This window comes from Bittarella massiliensis (ex Durand et al. 2017), from assembly GCF_017566145.1.
GTDB lineage: Bacteria > Bacillota > Clostridia > Oscillospirales > Ruminococcaceae > Bittarella > Bittarella massiliensis_A.
The window spans coordinates 129,505-147,402 of sequence record NZ_JABFCL010000003.1 but is presented as its reverse complement, the minus strand read 5'-3'; the positions used below and the strand labels follow the sequence as shown (position 1 = coordinate 147,402).

Sequence of the window (17,898 nt, the reverse complement as noted above, 5' to 3'; positions counted from 1 at the left end):
GCGCGGCCGAGAGGGAGGGACCAAATGAGCAGTGTGACCGATATGACCAGGGGGAGACCTCTACAGCTGATCTTGCGCTTTACCCTGCCCCTGTTTGTGGGGAATTTGTTTCAGCAGCTATACAACGTGGTGGATTCCATCGTGGTGGGGCGCTTTGTCAGCAAAGATGCCCTGGCGGCGGTGGGGGCCTCCTTTTCGCTAATGAACTTCATCACCGCCATCCTCATCGGCATCTGCATGGGGTGCGGGGTGGTCTTTTCGCAGTACTTCGGGGCGGGGGACATCCCCCGGCTCAAGCGGGCGGTGAGCACCGCCCTCCTCTTTGCCGGGGGGCTGACGGCGGTACTCACCGCCCTCTCCCTGGCCTTTGCCGGGCCGCTGCTGCGGCTGATTCAAATTCCCGAGGAGATTTTTGCCCTGACCCGGGGCTACATCCTCATCATCTTCGGGGGGCTGCCCTTTGTCTTTCTCTACAACGCGGGGGCCTTTTTGCTGCGCTCGCTGGGCAACTCCAAGGTCCCGCTGTACTTCCTCATCCTCTCCACCGCCCTGAACATCGCCCTGGACCTTCTCTTTGTGGTGGGCTTTGGCATGGGGGTACAGGGGGCGGCCCTGGCGACGGTGGCGGCGCAGGCGGTCTCCTCGGTGTGCTGCATCCTCTACTGTCTCAAGAAGCTGACCCTGCTGCGCTACGCCAAGGGGGAATTCTGCTTTGACCGGGCCATCTTCGGCAAGATCGCCTCTTACGGGGTGCTGACCTCGGTGCAGCAGTCCATCATGAACCTGGGCATCCTGGCGGTACAGGGGATCGTCAACACCTTCGGCACCAACGTGATCGCCGCCTTTACGGTGGCGGTGAAGATCGAGGCCTTCGCCTACCTGCCGGTGCAGGATTTCGGCAACGCCTTCTCCACCTACGTGGCCCAGAACAAGGGCGGCGGGCGGATGGACCGCATCCGTCAGGGCGCCCGGGTCTGCATCGGCACCATCCTCTGCGCCTGTTTTGTGATCTCGCTGGCGGTGGTGGTCTTCGCCCGGCCGCTGATGGGCATCTTCCTCGCCCCGGAAGAGGGGGCGGTCATCGCCACTGGAGTAAGCTATCTGCGGGTGGTGGCCCCCTTTTACGCCCTCATCGGCTTTCTCTTCATGCACTACGGCTTCTACCGCGGGCTGGGCGACCTGCCCATGTCCATCCTGTTGACGGTGATCTCCCTGGGGCTGCGGGTGGCCCTGGCCGCCGCCCTCTCGGTCCCCTTTGGCCCCATGGGTATCTGGTGGTCGATCCCCATTGGCTGGCTCTGCGCCGATTTGGTGGGCTTTGCCAAGATGGGCCGCTCCCTGCGGGGACCTGCCGGGGAAGATTTGCCCAAAAAGGCGGGGTAAACCCTGTGTACTCCACCCCTTGTGCTGGGGGTAGGGGAGCGGGTAATATAAAAGTGTATGAGCGATCAAACACAATTATTTGGAGGTGCGCAATGAAAATCGGTGTGTACGACCTGCAGACCGCCAACCTGAACGCTGACCGCCCAGGCCGGGACAGCGACCCCTTTTTCAACGAGTTGGAAAAGGCTCTGGGCCAACCCCTGGTCCACTGCCAGCCGGAGGAGCTGGCCGACTGCGACCTGCCCCTGGTCTTTATCGGCGGGGGCGGCAGCGAGGGGTTCTTCCTGCAGCAGCTGTCCAAACTGGAGGGGCCGATCTTCCTGCTGACCACCGGGGGAAACAACTCCCTGGCGGCTTCGCTGGAAATTCTCTCCTACCTGCAGCGCCACGGCCGCAGCGGTGAGATCCTGCACGGCAGCTGCGAAAAGGTGGCTGCCCGCATCCTGCTGCTGGCCCGGGTATTCGGGGCGCGGCGCTCCCTGCGGGGGGCCAAACTGGGCGCGGTGGGCGCTCCCAGCGACTGGCTGATCGCCAGCGGGGTCAATCCCCAGTCGGTCAAGCAGGTGTCGGGGTTGGAGCTGGTGGACATCTCGATGAAGGAATTCATGGAGGAGATCGACCGGCACGAGTACGCCCCCAACGCCTTCACCGAGGAGGCCCTGGCCAAGAAGTACAGCCCGGCAGACACCGAGAAGTCCCTTTGGATCTACGGCTCCCTCAAGCGGCTGTGCGAGAAGTACGGCCTGCTGGGGGTGACGGTGCGCTGCTTTGACCTGCTGCCCACCGTCAAGGGCACCAGCTGCCTGGCCCTGGCCATCCTCAACGCCGAGGGGATCTACGCCGGCTGCGAGGGGGACATGACCTCGCTGATTGCCATGGCGGTGATGGGACAGCTCACCGGCAAGCCGGTGTTCATGTGCAACCCCTCCCGGCTGGACGTGGAGGAGAGCGAGATCGTGTTGGCCCACTGCACCCTGCCCATGCAGATGCCCCAGAGCTACACCTTTACCACCCACTTCGAGTCGGGGCTGGGGGTGGCGCTGGACGGGCAGATCGCCCCGGGGCCCTGCACCGTCTTCAAGTGCGCGGGGGACTTTAGCCGCCACTTTGCCGCTGCCGGCACCATTGTGGAGAACCTGCAGGACCCGACCCTCTGCCGGACCCAAATTCGAGTGCGGCTGCCCGGCGGGGTGGACTACTTCACCCGGGAACCCATCGGCAACCACCACCTGGTCTGCCTGGGGGATGAAACCGAAGCCATTGAGGAGTTCTTCCGCTGGTAAAAGCCACCCAAAAGAGAAGATTTTAAAAGGAGCCCTGCACAAGCAGGGCTCCTTTTTGCACGGCGGTCGAGAAGGCCCTCCCCCGACAACCCGGCTGCACCCCCACTCTCCACCTATCGGGAACCCAGACCGGACACTCCTAAGGTGCTCCCTGCACAGCTCCAAAGGCCTTTTCCTGTCCCTTTCGAGAGATAAAAAAGGGAGCCGACGCCTCTTCCCCGGCCGATATCTGCGGCCGTGTTTCCCTGCCGCTCCCCCTTTTCGCCGCTGATGGGGTGCCCCCTATACAGAGTTTGCAGAAAACACTTTTTGTAATGATATGCAAAAACAATACAATTTGTATACTTCAAAATGACAGCCTCTGCCGTGCAGCAGCCACTCTGCCGAGCAGGCGGTCCAGTCTGGTGCAGCCGGTGCGCTCCATTGGCAGGGCGCGAGACAACGGCGCTATATACTTTTAGTATTTTTATATAAAGATATACACTCACTCCCCCTCTTCCCGGAAGGCGGCGATGGCCTCCAGAAAGAGTTCGCCGTACCGCTCCAACTTGGCCTCGCCCACGCCGGGCACCTCCAACAGCTGGGCGGGGGTGGTGGGCTGAAGGGCGCTGATCTGCTTGAGGGTGGCGTCGGTAAAGACCACATAGGCGGGAACGCTCTGCCGCCGGGCGATCTGGGCCCGCAGGGCCCGCAGCTTTTGAAAGAGGGCGGGGTCGTAAAAGTCGTCGGCCGCGGCCCGGCGCTCCACCCGCTTTTGGCGGACGATCACCGGCTCCCCCTCTTCCAGCACCGCTCTCGCCCCTTCCCCCAGCCGCAGCAGGGGGTATTGCCCCTCGGTGGTCTGGAGGATATTCTGCTCGCAGAGGGCGGAGATATAGCCCTTGATCTTGACCCCCGAAAGGTGGGATAGGCTGCCGAACAGGGGATTTTCATCCAGGGAAAAGCGCTGGATGCGGGCGGTCTCGCTCCCCTTTAACAACTCGCCGATGACCCCGGCCCCAAAGCGGCCGCGAACGCTGCGCACCGCCTGCAAAATGAGGGAGGCCGCCTCGCTGATGTCCTCTTCGGTGTAGTCCCCCAGGCAGGAGGAGCAGTTGCCGCAGCGGTCGGGGGCGTGCTCGCCAAAGTAGCGCAGAATATACTGGCGCAGACAGCCGGTGGCGGTGCAGTAGCCCTGCATCTGGCGGAGCTTGTCGTACTCCCTTGCCCGCAGCTGCTGGACCTGCTGGGGGGTGAGGTCGGTGTCGGGGTTTTCAAAGCTCTGGTCGATAAAGAAGAGGGCGGTGCGCACGTCCTGCCCGCTGTAAAGGAGGATGCACTCGGCCGGGCTGCCGTCCCGCCCGGTGCGGCCCGCCTCCTGATAGTAGCTCTCCATATTCTTGGGCATGTTGTAGTGCAGCACGTAGGAGACATTTGACTTGTCGATCCCCATGCCAAAGGCGTTGGTGGCCACCATCACCCGGCTGCGGTCGTAGAGGAAGTCCTCCTGGTTCTGGCGGCGCTCCTCGTCGGAAAGGCCGGCGTGGTAACGGGTGGCGTCCACCCCGGCGGCCACCAGGGACTGGCAGACCTGTTCCACCGCCTTGCGGGTGGAACAGTAGACAATGCCGCTCTTCTCCGCATTCTGGCGGACGTACCGGCGGACATAATCCATCTTGGACTTGGGGGTCTCCACCCCGAAGTAGAGGTTTTGCCGGTCAAAACCGGTGGTGATGCAGAGGGGGTCTTGCAGCCCCAAAATCTTCAGCACGTCCCCCCGGACGGCGGCGGTGGCGGTGGCGGTGAAGGCCGCCAGCACCGGGCGGCGGGGCAGGGCCTCGAGAAAGGCGGGAATTTGCAGGTAGCTGGGGCGAAAGTCGTGTCCCCACTGGGAGACGCAGTGCGCCTCATCCACCGCCACCAGGGAGATGTTGGCCCCCTGCGCAAAGGAGAGAAACCCCTCGGTCCCCAGCCGCTCGGGGGCCACGTAGATGATTTTGTAGACCCCGTCTTTGCAGTTTTGAAGGGCCTTGCGGTACTGGGGGAAGGTGAGGGAGCTGTTGAGATAGGCCGCCCGCACCCCCATCTGCAAAAGGGCCCCCACCTGGTCCTTCATCAGGGAGATGAGGGGGGAGATGACCAGGGCGACGCCCTCCATGGCCAGGGCGGGCACCTGGTAGCAGATGGACTTTCCCGCCCCGGTGGGCATGATGGCCAGGGCGTCCCGCCCCTTTAGGATGGCGGAGACCACCTCTCCCTGCCCAGGGCGAAAGGAGGGGTAGCCGTAATATTTTCTGAGGATGTCGTTGGGGTTCATGGGGGCTCCTTCTCGAAATGCAGATTGTCCCGTTCCCCCGGTGTCCAGTCGGGCAAAAGGGGCAAAGACTCTTTTTAGAGTAGTACAAAAGGCGGCAAAAAACAATCCCTTTCGACCCGCTGCGCGGCGGGGTCGAAAGGGGTTGGCGCAAAATCCGTCAGCGGACGGTGCGGGCGCTAAAGTAGACCTTGCCCGCCTCAAAAGGGATGCCCTTGGCCCGGTAGAGCTCCTCCACCGTGACCAGCTGGTAGTCTTTGGCCAGTTCGGCAATCAGGGTGTCACAGGCGTCGGCGGTGGTGGGGTGGATGTCGTGCATGAGGACGATGTCCCCGTCGCGGACGTTCTGGCGCACCGCCCGGATCACCGCGTCGGCATTGCGGCTCTTCCAGTCCAGGGTGTCCACCGACCACATGACGAGGGGGTGGGGCGTCTTCTCGCGGGTGGCGTCGTCGTATGCGCCGTAGGGCGGGCGCAGGGCCTTCGGCTGGCCGGGCAAAACTGCGCCGATGGCTTCGTCAGCCCCCTGCACCTGCTGGGCAAACTCCCCCTCGTCGCACTTGGGCAGGGACTTGTGGCTGTAAGTGTGGCTGGCCACCATGTGCCCCTCGGCGTACTCGCGGGCCAGGGTGTCGGGGTAGCTGCCGGCCCGGTTGCCCAGCACAAAGAAGGTGGCGCGGCCCCCCACCTCCCCCAGCCGGTCGAGGATGCGGCCGGTCACGTCGGGGCGGGGGCCGTCGTCAAAGGTGAGGGCGATCATCGGCTTGTCGGGGTCCACGTAGCGGCCGGTCTTCACCCGCTCCACCAGGGCGGAAGTCCCCATGGGGGAGAGGGAGCCGGAGAGGAACTTGGCGCTCTCCCGCCCAGTGAGCTCGTCCTGGTCCCAGGCGAGGTAGGGTTTGAGCTGGTCATAGGACAGCTCGACCACCGGAACGCCGTAGGCGCCGGGGAGGAGGGTATAGCGGGGGAAGTAGAGGCGAACGCCTTGCGCGGTGAGGGCAAAGCGGCTGAAAACTTCCTCCTGGGCAAAGCCCTCCGCCAGAAAGGCGGCGTCCTCCGCCCCCTCGCGGTACTCCTCGCTGGCGCGCAAAAAGTCGCCGACCAGCTGCTCCAGGGCCGGGCGGTAATCCCCCTGGAAAAAGTCTTTCTCCCCCAACCGGCGGCCGTCGCGGCTGTCAAAGACCAGGGTCTCCACCCCGGTGAAGGGGTGGGCCATATGGGGTTCGCTGATCTCTGTGTGAAAGACCACCGAAATCACCGGCCCCGCCCGGTAGCTCTCATAGTCCACCGTGAGGATGGCCCGCTCCTGGGGCGAGGAGGCGCGGTAGTCGGCGAGATCGCTCAAAAAGGCGTCGATAAAGGAGCCGACCGTCTCGGCGATGGCGCCGTCGGCGGCCTCGTTGTCCAAGTAGGGATAGTGGACGCTGTAAGCGGTATTTTCCTGATAGTCGATCCGGGAGCGGACCTTCCCCGCCTGCCGGGTCTCCTCCCCGACGGCAAAGGGGCCCGAAGCCAGCTGTTCGTCGGAGGAGGAGCGGGGGGAAAGGGCAAAGGCCAACGTGTTTAGAGAGAGGACGAGGGCAGCCAGGAGAAGGGAGATGACACTTAGGCCGATCACCCGTTTTGCCCCGCGATGTTGTCTTTTTTTCACCGATTTTCCACTCACTCTTCTGTGCCGCCTCTCGTTCAAATTGGAGCGTTTTTTTGCTCTTAGAGCCCCATTGTAGCATTCCCCCGATTGGCCCCACAAGTGCGTTTTGCAGATTGTAATAGTTTGTAAACTCTTGTCATTTTTTCTTCATTTATCCACCAGAAAAAGGAATTGAACCGAAAAAAATCAGCTTTCGGACTGGGCGCCCCGGACGGCGATGGGCCGCGCCTCCGGCGGGATGGGAAGGTACTGCCGGCCCGCCAGCTGGGCGCGGTGCTCCTCCCCCGCGGCGCGCAGAAGGTCGGGGCGCTGCAACAGGTCGATGGCAGAGGCGGCCAGCACCTTGGCGGCGTAGAGGGTCCCCTTGTGGGCGACGCCGCTCTTCCCCTGGGCGGTGCGCTGCCAGGAGTGACCCGGCGTGCCGGCGGCCATGGTGGCGGCCATGATCTGGGCGGTGGGGCAGATCCAGCTCACGTCCCCCACGTCGGTGGAGGAGGAGAGGAAGGCCTCGCCCCCCACCGCCGGGACCACAAAGCTGTGAATGGGCTCCGCCCGATGGGCCTCGGCCAGGGCTTTCCCCGCGGGGCCCAGCTGCCCGGCCACGGCCGCCAGGGTGCCGCCGCTTTCGGGCAGGGTGTCCCGATAGGCAGCGGCAAGGGCCAACTCCTCCTCGCTGTACAGGGGCAGGGGGATGGCCGCCAGGTTCTCCCCCATCACCCCGGCCAGGGTGTGGTTGGGGATCAGCTCGCTGCAGGCCTTGACAAACTGGCACTCCACCTGGGTGCCGGTCATCAGGGCCGCGCCCCGGGCCACGTCGTCCACCCGGGCGCGGATCTCCTCCACCTGGCTGCGCCGGGGGGCGCGGATGAGGTAGAGCGCCTCGGCATAGGCCTGCACCACGTTGGGGGAGTATCCGCCGGTATCGGTGACGGCGTAGTGGACGCGGGCCTCTGGGAGGATGTGTTCGCGCAAAAACTGAACGCCGGTGTTGAGGAGGGTGACGGCGTCAAGGGCGCTGCGCCCCAGGTGGGGGGCGCTGGCGGCGTGGGAGCTGCGGCCGGTGAAGCGGTAGAGCACCTCGCAGTTGGCCAGGCAGCGGGCGGGGGTGGCGGCGTTGAGTTCCCCCGGGTGCCAGCAGAGGGCGCAGTCCAGGTTATCAAAGGCGCCGTCCCGCGCCATGAAGGCCTTGCCCGCCCCCGCCTCCTCCCCCGGACAGCCGAAGTAGACGACCCGGCCGGGCGCGCCGGTGGCGGCGAGGTACTCCTTCACCGCCAGAGCCGCCCCGAGGGAGCCCACCCCCAACAGGTTGTGCCCGCAGCCGTGGCCGGGGCCGCCGGGGACAAGGGGCTCGGGTACAAGGGCCCCGGCCCGCTGGCTCATTCCCGAGAGGGCGTCGTACTCGCCCAGAATGCCGATGGCCGGCCCGCCCGTCCCAAAGGTGGCGGAGAAGGCGGTCTCCATCCCCCCCAGCCCCCAGGTGAGGGCGAAGCCGGCCTCCTCCAGCACCGCGGCCAGGGTGCGGGCGGCAAAATGCTCTTCAAACGAGGTCTCGGGCCGGTCCCAGATGGCGTCGCCAAGGGCGGCCAACTGGGGGGCGCGGGTGTCGAGGGCATCCAGGGCCCACTGCTTTTGCTGTGCCAAATTCATCTCTCTCTTCCTTTCTGCCCAGTCCATTCCCCTGGAGGGGAAAGTGTGGTAGGATGGGCGTAGGAAAAGTATAGCATCGCCGCGGCTGGGCGGGGCATACGGATTTTTTATCCCCCCATTGGGGGCGGGCCGATAGAGGAGGGGGTTCCGTGAACACACAGCAGCTCGCCATTGCGGCGGCAGTGGCCAAAAATCGCTCCATCTCCAAGGCGGCGCGGGAACTCTACCTCTCACAGCCCCACGTCAGCCAGCAGCTTCGCGCGCTGGAAGAGGAGGTGGGCTTTGCCGTCTTTGCCCGCAGCAACCGGGGCATCGCCGTGACCGCCCGGGGGGAGGAGCTGCTGCGCCGGGGGCAGGTGATTTTGGAGGAAGCGGCGGCCATCGCCGCCCTGGCCAGCGGGGAGGAGCCCTGCCGGCTGTCGGTGCTGGCCCCGGCCAGCCTGCGCGTCGAGCGGGCCTTCGCCCGCCTGTGCGAGGAGTGCCGGGAGCGGCGGCCCCTCTTTTTGCAGCTGAAGCGGGGCGGCTGGAGCGAGGCGGTGGAGCAGCTGGGCCGGGGCGCTGTGGACATGGCGGCGGTCCTCTGCCCCCCTGGGGACGACACCGGGGAACAGGCCGCCCTGCTGGAGCGGCGGCGGATCGCCCGCACCCCCCTGGGAAGACAGCCCTTTGCCCTGGCGGTCGCCCGGGAGCACCCCCTGGCAGAAGGCCCGCTGACCCCCGAACGGCTGCTGGAACACCCCTGCATCCTCTACGGCGGTCTGGGCCAGTTGGAGGGGTACTTCCCCGCCGACTACCGCCGCTGCCTGACGGCCGCCCGCCGCATCGAGGTGGAGGACCGGGAGGTGCGGCTGCAGCTGGCCGCCGGGCAGGTGGGCTACCTGGTGGGGATCCCTCTGCACCCCAGCCAGCTGGAAGGGCACCGCCTGGTGAGCCGAGAACTGCCGGGAGCCGGCTGTGAGATGGCCCTGCTCTGCCGGCGGGAGCGGGCGCAGGACCCGGTGGCCCGGCGCTTTGCCCAGTTGTTGCGGGCGGAGATGGGCGTCCAGGCCGCGGGTGACAAACGCGGATGATAAACGGGAGGGGGCGCTGCCACAAGACAGCGCCCCCTCCCGGGTGTTGCGGTTTTATTTCCCCTTCTTTTTTAAAGGGGTCTGGTTCCCCTGGGCGTCCACCAGGACGACCTGGTCGAGCTGGCGGCGCAGATTTTCGCGGCAGTAAGCCAGGTACTCCTGGCGCAGGGCCTGGCGCTCGGCGCTCTCTTCCTCGGTGAGGGGGCGCTCCTTGGCCAGGTGGGCCAACTCGTTGATCCGCTCGATTTTTTCTCTCTCCATCTTGGGACGGGCTCCTTTCCCGGCCCGGGACGGGCCTGTACTGGTCATTGTAGCGCCTGCGGCCCTCATTTTCAAGCCCCGGCGGGGCCCTCGCCAGGGGAGGAGGCCGCCGGCTTTTGGCGGAGACTGAAGCCCACCAGGCAGAGCCCCGCCGCCGCCAGGGCGGTGTAGACGACAAACATGACCCGCAGGCTGGCGTAGGCCAGGAAGAGACTGGCCAGGGCGTTGCCTACAATGCCGCAGACGGCCACCTGCACCGCCGCCGAGAGGGCAATGGCCGAGGAGCGCAGCCGCTGAGGGGTGACCGAGGCGGTGTAGCGGATGAGGGCGGGGTTGTAGAGCCCCAGAGCGGCCGCCTCCAACAGCTGCATGTAGATGGCCATCTGCAGGGAGCCCGCCAGGGCGAAGGAGAGACTGCGCCCCACCACCAACACACAGGCGAAGAAGAGCACCTTTTTGTTGGAAAACCGCTTTTCCAGCTTGGGGTAGAGGAGCATGAAGGGAAAGACCCCCACCGACATCATGGTGACGGCCATCCCCTGGTCGCCGGCCGTTCCCCCGAACTGGCTGATGAGCATGGGCAGGTAGGTGACCACCGCCCGGTTGCCGATGTTGAGCAGGAGCAGCCCTCCCATCAACAGGGCGAAGGCCCGGTTTTTGAGAAGGGCCTTGCCCGCCTGCCAAAAGGTGTAGTGCCCCTCCCCCTCCTCCTGCCGCTGGCCGGCGCGGTTTTTGCAGGGCACCGAGGCAAAGAGACCGGCGGCCACCAGGGCAGGGGCCATAAAGGCCGCGTGCAGCCAGAAGATGGTCCCCTCCCCCCAGGCGGAGATGGCCCTGCCCACCAAAAAGCCGGCCACCGCGCAGGTAAAGGCCCCGGTCCCCCGGGCCACGCTGTACACGATGCGGGCGTTTTTTTCGGCCGCCTGGGTGGTCCAGGAGTCCAGCAGGGTCACCAGGGACTGGTCGAAAAAGGCCAGCGCCAGTACCGCCGCGGCCGCCAGGGGAAACGACGAGGCGGCCAGCGGCACCAAAAACCCCACTGGGATGGCCCCGCCCATGAGGGCGAGGACGATCCACTTGATGGGGATCTTGCTGTCGGCCAGGTAGCCCAGGAGGGGCTGTGCCACCAGGCTGACCGCCGCCATCAGCGAGTAGATGATCCCCACCTGGGCATCGGTGATGGAGCGGCTTTTCAGAAAGACCGCCATAAAGGAAAAGGAGGCGGTGTAGGCCATGTAGTAAAAACCGTAGGCCGCGCCGATCGCCCAGGGCCCGCCCCTCCCCTGCTGCCGCTGCTCGTTCACCTGTACCGCCCCTTTCCCGCCGGTTTCTCTGATTCCATATTGTGTCAAACCGGCTTTTGCTATACAATAGACCCAGTCTGTTTTTGCCGCGGCCCGCAGGGGCCGCCCAATGGAAAGGGGGTGCCGCCGATGGAGCGCAGCCTGGAGACCGAGAGCGGGCTCCTCCGCTACCGCTGTGAATGCAAGCGGGTCAAAAACATCAACGTGCGCATCGGCCGGGAGGGGCAGGTGCTGGTCTCCTATCCGGCGGGCTGCCCCCTGTCGGCGGTGGAGGCGTTTCTGCGCCAGAAAGCCCGCTGGATCGCCCGCGCCCAGGAGCGGATGGCCCGCCGCGCTGCCCAGGCCCAGCAGCCCCGGCACGTGCAGACCGGCGAGCGGGTGGAGTTGCTGGGCAGGCCTTACACCCTGCGCATCTGCCAGGCCCTGCCCCCGGTGGCGAGCGAGCCCGACGGGCCGGGCCTCGCCTGGGAGGGCATCCTCTTCTTAAAGGTGGAGGAGCCCGAGCGGGAGGAGAGCCGCAAGGCCGCTTTCGCCCGCTTTGTGGACTGTTGCAGCGCCCGGGTCTTTGCCGATGCCAACGACCAGGTCGCCCCCCTCTTCGCCCCTCTGGGGGTGCCCCGGGCCGAGGTGCGGGGGCGGCGGATGACCGCCCGCTGGGGCACCTGTCACACCCAAAAGGGGCGAATCACCCTCAATAAATTCCTTCTCCACCTGCCCCGCCAATGCCTCTGCGGGGTGTTGGTGCACGAGTACGCCCACTTTCTCTACCCCGACCACGGGGAGCGGTTTTGGGCCCTGGTGCGCCACCTCGACCCCCAAAATCCCCAGACCGAGGCGCTGCTGCGGGGCTACTCTCCCCACTTCTAGAGGCGTTTCTGTCTGTAAAAACGTTTGCACAATTTGCACAAAACCCCCGCTTCCGCCCCGGCCAAAGCGCTGAAAATGGGGGAGAGCGGTTGTTTTGAAAAAAAAGACGTGTTACCATGCAGGTGACACAGTGCGACTGCGCGCTGCCCATCTGGCCCCTTGCCGGGCAATTTTGCGGGCGCCGCCGCGCGGTGCAAAGGGGATTGACCGGCGCCAGAGGCGCCTTTTTTTGCGTCTGCCGCACCCACTTTGAAACGGAGGGTATTCCTATGCCTGAACAAACTTACGATATGCTCGAGCACACCCTGACGCGTGCCGGCATCCCCGGCCCCAAGGCCCTGCAAGCCCTGCGCCACTACGTGGTGGCGGGAGAGGTGGACCGCGCCTGCGACGTGGCCTTTGACATGTACCGCACCAGCGAGGACTGGGAGGGCCGCATCTGGGACGAGCTGATGCAGATCGCCCTGCAAGAGGTGGGGCTGGCCGACCCCTACGCGGTGGAGCAGGTGCACAGCCTGCGCAAGATCAAGGAGACCACCGAAGTCTACAACCCCGCCGGCGGCGGGATGCACTGCCTCTGCTTTGTGCAGGCCATCCGCTACCTCTGCGCCTGCGGGCGGGACGACTCGCTGGAGACGGTGGCGAAGGAGATCCGCGACGCCCTGGACGGGGGCGCACAGCCGGTGATCCCCGACTTCTGCTACGACCACCACACCCGCCTGGGGGTGGAGTGGGGCCACACCCCGCTGGACTTTCTCGAGCCGGACGGCGGCTCCAAGGTGGTGCCCGCCCTGGAGGGGGTGGCCGAGCCCTACATCGCCCGGCTGCGGGAGATCCTGACCCCCGAATACGGCCACGGCGAAAAATTCAAGGTCCCCGGCTACATCGCCTGGGAGCACTTTAACGCCCGCAGTGGGGTCTCTGCCGACCTGATCCTGGCTGCCTTTCAAAAGTGCATCCGCCGGGCCATGGAGCGCGAGGCCCTGATGGTGGCCTGCGACGGCTTCCTCTCCGGGCGGGACTTTGAAACCTACTTCTTCAACCGGATGGTCATCATGTCCATCGAGGACATCGGCATGGGCGACCCCAACTGCCACCGGCTGATGGCCGCCTACCGGGACAGCCGCAACTACTTCCCCGACGATCCGGACACCCGGCTGCTCTACCTGCTCCAGGGGGTGCGCTACCTCTGCTCCTGCAAGAAAGAGCGGGCCACCGAGCTGATCAAGGGGATCATGGTCAAGGAATTTGCCGCCGGCAAGGTGCCGGAGATGCCGGAATAGAGAGAAGATCGACAAAAAGGGAGACGCCTGACAGGCGTCTCCCTTTTTCTTTCTGTTCACGGCAGGGTGGAGAGGAGGAAGCCCAGCAGGTAGTACCCCAGGGCCAGCCAGATCGCCGGGCTGCGCAGAAGGGCGGGCCACCGCCACTCCCGCGGGACGGCGGGGTCGTTTTGGGGGGGAGCGGCCTCCCGGCAGAAGAGCCTGCCGCCGTAGAGGACTGCCGCCACCGCCGCCGCCCCGGCCGTGACCAGCAGGTAGAGGAGGGCCCAGCCACCCTTCAGCAGGGGGAGGGCCAGGGCCACGGCGTTGTTGAGCAGGTGGAGGACGGCGGTGTAGAGGGGGGAGCCTGTCTGGTCGGCCAGGTATCCCAGATAGAGCCCGATGACAAAGGCAGGCAGCCCCTGGGGCAGGTTGCCGTGGGCCAGGGCGAAGAGGAGGGCGGAGACGACAATGGCAAAGCGGCGGCCACAGGGGGCCAGGGCCCGCAGCAGCACCCCGCGAAAGGCGTACTCCTCCACCAGGGGGGCCGCCGCCACCGCCGTCAACAGCAAAAAGAGGGCGGGCGCGCCCCCAGAGAGGGAAAAGTCGGGACTGACGGGGGCCAGCCCCCACCCCCGAAGGAGCCCCGACAGGGTCTCTGCTGCGGCAGTGGCGAGGGTGTTGAGCCCCAGGAGCACCAGACAGCGCCCCGCCAACCGCCGCCACGCCCCCCTAGGCAGCTGGGGCGTGCGCCAGATGGGGGCCAGCCCCAGCTGCCGGCGCAGCCACCAGAAGGGCAGCGCGCCCGAAAGGAGGGCCGAGAGCAGCCCGGCCGCCCCCTGCCAGGCGGGACTGGGGTCGCCAGGGGCAGCGTTTCCCCCCAGAAGGGAGGTGATCTCCCAGCCGAGGAGGGAGAGAAAACCCAGTGCCAGGGGGAGGAGGGCATAGCCCAGCAGCGCCGCCCCCACCAACTGGTAGCGGCGGCGGGCTTCCTCCCCCGGTGGCCGGGCGCGCACCGCCCTTCTCCCCACAGCGCTCTCCCCTCTCCTTCCCCTTCAATGCGGGGGATTTTTTGTACAGTTAAACAAGATCATTGTACCAGTTTTTGGCGAAAGCACAAGTCTGGAGTTTTGCCGTTGACATGGTTTGTCCAACTTGGTATCATAAGGGAGAACGCAAAAACAACGCAATTTCCGCCCGTAGGGGCGGCGCGATCGCAGACGGTATGGTGGCGGGCATCTGGCGCAGCTGCGCCCGGGCGCCCGCCCTCTTTTTGCCAACCGCCCCTTTGGGGAGGGGCGGTCTGCGCGCCGACCGGCGGAAAATAGGAGGAGGATGTGAAATGGCAGAAGTGATCGCCCGGCCCAAAAAACGGCATACCGATATGACCAAGGGGCCGATTGCCAAAACCCTGTTTTTCTTTACTCTGCCCATGTTTCTGGGCAACCTGTTTCAGCAGCTGTACAACATGGTCGACTCCATTGTGGTGGGGAACTTTGTGGGCCCCAGCGCCCTGGGGGCCGTGGGCTGCACCTTCCCCATCGTCTTTGTGGCCATCGCGGTGGCCAGCGGCCTGGGGATGGGCTGCTCGGTGGTCACCAGCCAGTATCTGGGCGCCAAGGACTACGGCTCGGTGCGGATGTCGGTGACCACCTCGCTGATTTTCAACCTGGCAGTCTCCATCGCCCTCTCGATTCTGGGGATGGCCGCCTCAGGGACGGTGCTCAAGTGGATGCGCACCTCCCCCGAGACCATCGACATGGCCACCGAGTATCTGTTCATCTACTTTCTCGGCCTGACCTTCATGTTCATGTACAACACCATCGCCGGCACCTTTCGGGCGCTGGGAGACTCCAAGACCCCGCTGTACTACCTGATCCTCTCCTCCTTCCTGAACATCGGGCTGGACCTGCTCTTTGTCGTCCAGTTCGGAATGGGGGTCGCCGGGGTGGCCTGGGCCACCATGATCGCCCAGGGCATCTGCGCGGTCTTCTCCTTTATCCACCTGATGAAACGGCTGGGGCAGTTTGAAAAGCGGGCGGACCACCGGGTCTTTAGCACCGAGATGCTGCGCACCATTGTGCGGCTGGCCATCCCCTCGATGCTGCAGCAACTCTCGGTCTCCATCAGCTCGGTCCTCTGCCAGACGGTGATCAACGGCTTTGGGCCGATGCTGGTGAGCGGCTACACCGCCGCCAACAAGATCGAGTCCATCGCCGGCATGCCCATCATGAACCTGGGGATGGCCGTCTCCACCTTTGTGGCGCAAAACATCGGCGCCGGGAAGATGGAGCGGGTGAAAAAGGGCTTTAAGAGCGCCTTGATGATGGTGCTGATCTTCGCCGCCGCCTCCTGTGTGCTGCTGCTCCTCTTTGGCCCCAACCTGGTGGGCATCTTCGTCAACCGCGAGGTGGAAGGGGCCGCCGAGGTCATCCGCTGGGGCACCTACCACCTGGTGCACATGGCCTTTATCCTCTTTATTCAGGGGCTGATGTTCACCGGCGAGGGGATGCTCAAGGGCGCTGGAGACATGAATCTGCTGGTCTTCTGCACCCTCACGGGGATGGTGCTGCGCACCATCTGCGTCTTCGCCCTGGCCCCTAAGGTGGGCTTTGCCGCCATCTGGTTCTCCATCGGCCTGGGTTCCCTCACCGAGGTGATCATCGCTTTCTGGCGGTATTCCCAGGGCGGCTGGAAGGAGAAAGCCATTGTTTCCGACAGCGGGGAAGAGTCCCCCGAAGAGGCGGGGGCCGAGGCCTAGAGGGGCGGGTAGATTCTCCCTACAAAAACAAAAAGTCTCTTTTTTCGTCTTTACAAATGGCCCTTCTCCGGCTATGATGGAGGTGGAGAAAACGCTTGCGAAGATGGCGTCTCACTCTGTAAAACGGGCGGGCGACCGCCTGGAATAAAACGTCTAGGAGGAAGATTCAATGTCTCTTCAATACCACCTGAAAATCAAAGAGGGAGATGTGGCCCCCTACGTGCTGCTGCCCGGCGACCCCAAGCGGGTGCCCATCGTCGCCAGCTACTGGGATGAGGCCCACTTCGTGGCCGACAACCGGGAGCACGTGACCTACACCGGCGTCTACAAAGGCGTTCCCATCTCCTGCACCAGCACCGGTATGGGCTGCCCCTCCACCGCCATCGCCATGGAAGAGCTGGCCCGCTGCGGGGTGAAAAACTTCATCCGCATCGGCACCTGCGGCACCTTCCAGGACTATGTGAAGAAGGGCGACATGCAGATTTTTGACTCGGCCTGCCGCTACGACGGAACTTCCTACCACTACGCCCCCGGCCCCTTCCCCGCCGTGGCCGACCACGACACCGTCGAGGCTGCCGTCCAGGCCGCCAAGGAGTTGGGCCTGCCCTACCACGTGGGCACCACCCGCACCCAGGACACCTTCTACGCCAACTACCCCAAGCCGGGCAGCGCCTTCGGCGGCTTCTGGCAGTCCCGCTGGGAGAACTTCTACCCCGACCTGAAGAGACTCAACGTCATGGGCGGCGAGATGGAGACCAGCATCGTGCTGGTTCTCACCCGCATCTGGGGGCTGCGCGGCGGCGCCATGGCCGTGACCCTGGACAACATCATCGACTCGCAGGAGGATGAGGGCGAGTACGAGCCCGAGCAGGCCCTCGACCACAGCGAGGACAACATCAAGACCCTGTCCCTGATGGGCTGCGAGACCATCAAAAAGCTCTACGAGATGGACCAGGCTGCCGGCAAGTAAGCCGCAGCCAGACTGCCACCTGCAAAGGGGGGCGCGACAGAGATCGTCGCGCCCCCTTTTTGTCCCTTTGTCGGCCAAGGCGAGAGGGGGCGGAGCCCATGGGCTCCGCCCCCTCTGGTACGGAAGAGGTGATCATATATTTGAAGGGCGCTAGAAAGCGCCTTCAAAGCTCCTTTGCACCAGCTGGACAAAGAGGTCGCGGTCGGCCCGCAGCCCCACCTGGACGTTGGCCGCCCGACCGGTGGCGCCCTCCCAGTCGACCACCGTCTGGCCCCGGTGCTCGCCGGGGGTCAGACAGATGTCCACATAGTAGGGGCTGGTGTGCAGCAGTTCGGGGTAGGCCAGACAGCCCACCGCCAGGGCGTCGTGGACGACGCAGTTCTCGCCAAAGCGGGCGTTGGAGGCGGCGTACCACTCCAGCCCGTCGCAGAGGACCTGGGAGAGGGGATCCCGATGGGTTTTGCGCAGCTGCGCCCGCTCCCCGTCGGTGAGGTAGCAGTCTTTGGTGCAATCCAGCCCGCACATAATGATGGGGGCCCCGCAGGCAAAGACGGTGGCGGCCGCCTCGGGATCGTTGTAGATGTTGACCTCCGAATAGGGGGTGACGTTGCCCCCTCTGGCCGCGCCCCCCATGAGGGAGATCACCCGGATCTTGGGGATCAGGTCGGGGCGGGCGGTGACCAGGCGGGCCAGGTTGGTGAGGGGACCCACCGGCACCAGGGCCACCGGCTCCTCGCTTTTTTCCAGCAAGCCGGCCAAAAAGGCCACCGGATCGTCGCTGTCGGGAGCCGTGGCAAGGGATTGTGGGGGAACAGCGCTCCCCATCCCCTCTTTGCCGTGGAAGATGTGCTCGCTGTCCTCAGGTTCGGGGTGATCGGGCTGGCAGAGGGGGGCGGCAGCCCCCTTGCAGACCGGCACATCCAGGGCCAGCAGCTCCTTGAGCCAGAGGGTGTTGCGCAGGGTGTAGTGCAGAGGGCGGTTGCCGAAAGTGGCCACCAGCCCCAGCAACTCGATGGATTGGCAGCGGGCAGCCAGGGTGATGGCGACGGCGTCGTCCACCCCGGTGTCCACGTCCAGAATAACGGGAATTGGGTTCATCTTTTCACATTCCTTTCCAGCGGCGACCCGCCGCAAAACAGGGGTTTG

At 65.1% G+C, this 17,898-nt stretch carries 14 protein-coding genes; 7 read left to right on the top strand and 7 right to left on the bottom strand.

Annotated elements, in window-relative coordinates:
* Positions 1-24: 24 nt before the first annotated feature.
* Both HJY11_RS05045 and HJY11_RS05040 read left to right on the top strand, forming a co-directional pair.
* Positions 25-1,383, top strand: a complete 1,359-nt coding sequence (locus HJY11_RS05045; RefSeq protein WP_208074905.1) for an MATE family efflux transporter — start codon at positions 25-27, stop codon at positions 1,381-1,383.
* Positions 1,384-1,475: 92 nt separating this feature from the next.
* The gene (locus HJY11_RS05040) at positions 1,476-2,666 is read left to right on the top strand and encodes a hypothetical protein (protein WP_208074904.1); all 1,191 of its coding nucleotides are present in this window, start codon (positions 1,476-1,478) and stop codon (positions 2,664-2,666) included.
* 484 nt (positions 2,667-3,150) lie between these two features.
* On the opposite strand, the gene recQ is transcribed toward HJY11_RS05040, so the two are convergent.
* The 3 genes from recQ to HJY11_RS05025 form a co-directional block, all read right to left on the bottom strand.
* Complete coding sequence (recQ, locus tag HJY11_RS05035; RefSeq protein ID WP_208074903.1) at positions 3,151-4,962, bottom strand: DNA helicase RecQ; 1,812 nt, start codon at positions 4,960-4,962, stop codon at positions 3,151-3,153.
* A gap of 157 nt (positions 4,963-5,119) precedes the next feature.
* Positions 5,120-6,577, bottom strand: coding sequence for a polysaccharide deacetylase family protein (locus HJY11_RS05030; protein ID WP_208074902.1), 1,458 nt, complete (start codon positions 6,575-6,577; stop codon positions 5,120-5,122).
* 219 nt (positions 6,578-6,796) lie between these two features.
* Positions 6,797-8,257, bottom strand: a complete 1,461-nt coding sequence (locus HJY11_RS05025) for an amidohydrolase (RefSeq protein ID WP_243764204.1) — start codon at positions 8,255-8,257, stop codon at positions 6,797-6,799.
* A 149-nt stretch (positions 8,258-8,406) separates the two neighbouring features.
* Here HJY11_RS05025 and HJY11_RS05020 point away from each other — a divergent pair, with 149 nt between their 5' ends.
* Positions 8,407-9,327 (top strand): LysR family transcriptional regulator, encoded by a 921-nt coding sequence (locus HJY11_RS05020; protein WP_208074900.1) that lies wholly within the window; start codon positions 8,407-8,409, stop codon positions 9,325-9,327.
* Between the two features lie 54 nt (positions 9,328-9,381).
* On the opposite strand, the gene HJY11_RS05015 is transcribed toward HJY11_RS05020, so the two are convergent.
* Together HJY11_RS05015 and HJY11_RS05010 are read right to left on the bottom strand one after the other, a co-directional pair.
* Positions 9,382-9,588 (bottom strand): DUF896 domain-containing protein, encoded by a 207-nt coding sequence (locus HJY11_RS05015; protein ID WP_208074899.1) that lies wholly within the window; start codon positions 9,586-9,588, stop codon positions 9,382-9,384.
* 71 nt (positions 9,589-9,659) lie between these two features.
* Positions 9,660-10,892 (bottom strand): MFS transporter, encoded by a 1,233-nt coding sequence (locus HJY11_RS05010; protein WP_208074898.1) that lies wholly within the window; start codon positions 10,890-10,892, stop codon positions 9,660-9,662.
* Between the two features lie 129 nt (positions 10,893-11,021).
* On the opposite strand from HJY11_RS05010, the gene HJY11_RS05005 reads away from it, so the two are divergent.
* Complete coding sequence (locus HJY11_RS05005) at positions 11,022-11,759, top strand: M48 family metallopeptidase (RefSeq protein WP_208074897.1); 738 nt, start codon at positions 11,022-11,024, stop codon at positions 11,757-11,759.
* Between the two features lie 269 nt (positions 11,760-12,028).
* Complete coding sequence (locus HJY11_RS05000) at positions 12,029-13,042, top strand: hypothetical protein (protein WP_243764203.1); 1,014 nt, start codon at positions 12,029-12,031, stop codon at positions 13,040-13,042.
* 56 nt (positions 13,043-13,098) lie between these two features.
* On the opposite strand, the gene HJY11_RS15640 is transcribed toward HJY11_RS05000, so the two are convergent.
* Complete coding sequence (locus HJY11_RS15640) at positions 13,099-14,052, bottom strand: CPBP family intramembrane glutamic endopeptidase (RefSeq protein ID WP_208074896.1); 954 nt, start codon at positions 14,050-14,052, stop codon at positions 13,099-13,101.
* Positions 14,053-14,363: 311 nt separating this feature from the next.
* Here HJY11_RS15640 and HJY11_RS04990 point away from each other — a divergent pair, with 311 nt between their 5' ends.
* Positions 14,364-15,782, top strand: a complete 1,419-nt coding sequence (locus tag HJY11_RS04990) for an MATE family efflux transporter (RefSeq protein ID WP_208074895.1) — start codon at positions 14,364-14,366, stop codon at positions 15,780-15,782.
* Between the two features lie 169 nt (positions 15,783-15,951).
* Complete coding sequence (locus HJY11_RS04985) at positions 15,952-16,752, top strand: nucleoside phosphorylase (protein ID WP_208074894.1); 801 nt, start codon at positions 15,952-15,954, stop codon at positions 16,750-16,752.
* A gap of 150 nt (positions 16,753-16,902) precedes the next feature.
* On the opposite strand, the gene HJY11_RS04980 is transcribed toward HJY11_RS04985, so the two are convergent.
* On the bottom strand, positions 16,903-17,850 hold the full coding sequence (locus HJY11_RS04980) for a nucleoside hydrolase (protein WP_208074893.1): 948 nt from the start codon (positions 17,848-17,850) through the stop codon (positions 16,903-16,905).
* Between the last annotated feature and the right edge of the window lie 48 nt (positions 17,851-17,898).

Excerpts from the sequence above, each read along its gene's own strand:
- HJY11_RS05045 (WP_208074905.1), top strand. The coding sequence starts at position 25 with ATGAGCAGTGTGACCGATATGACCAGGGGGAGACCTCTACAGCTGATC.
- HJY11_RS05040 (WP_208074904.1), top strand. The coding sequence starts at position 1,476 with ATGAAAATCGGTGTGTACGACCTGCAGACCGCCAACCTGAACGCTGAC.
- recQ (WP_208074903.1), bottom strand. The coding sequence starts at position 4,962 with ATGAACCCCAACGACATCCTCAGAAAATATTACGGCTACCCCTCCTTT.
- HJY11_RS05025 (WP_243764204.1), bottom strand. The coding sequence starts at position 8,257 with ATGAATTTGGCACAGCAAAAGCAGTGGGCCCTGGATGCCCTCGACACC.
- HJY11_RS05015 (WP_208074899.1), bottom strand. The coding sequence starts at position 9,588 with ATGGAGAGAGAAAAAATCGAGCGGATCAACGAGTTGGCCCACCTGGCC.
- HJY11_RS05005 (WP_208074897.1), top strand. The coding sequence starts at position 11,022 with ATGGAGCGCAGCCTGGAGACCGAGAGCGGGCTCCTCCGCTACCGCTGT.
- HJY11_RS05000 (WP_243764203.1), top strand. The coding sequence starts at position 12,029 with ATGCCTGAACAAACTTACGATATGCTCGAGCACACCCTGACGCGTGCC.
- HJY11_RS04990 (WP_208074895.1), top strand. The coding sequence starts at position 14,364 with ATGGCAGAAGTGATCGCCCGGCCCAAAAAACGGCATACCGATATGACC.
- HJY11_RS04985 (WP_208074894.1), top strand. The coding sequence starts at position 15,952 with ATGTCTCTTCAATACCACCTGAAAATCAAAGAGGGAGATGTGGCCCCC.
- HJY11_RS04980 (WP_208074893.1), bottom strand. The coding sequence starts at position 17,850 with ATGAACCCAATTCCCGTTATTCTGGACGTGGACACCGGGGTGGACGAC.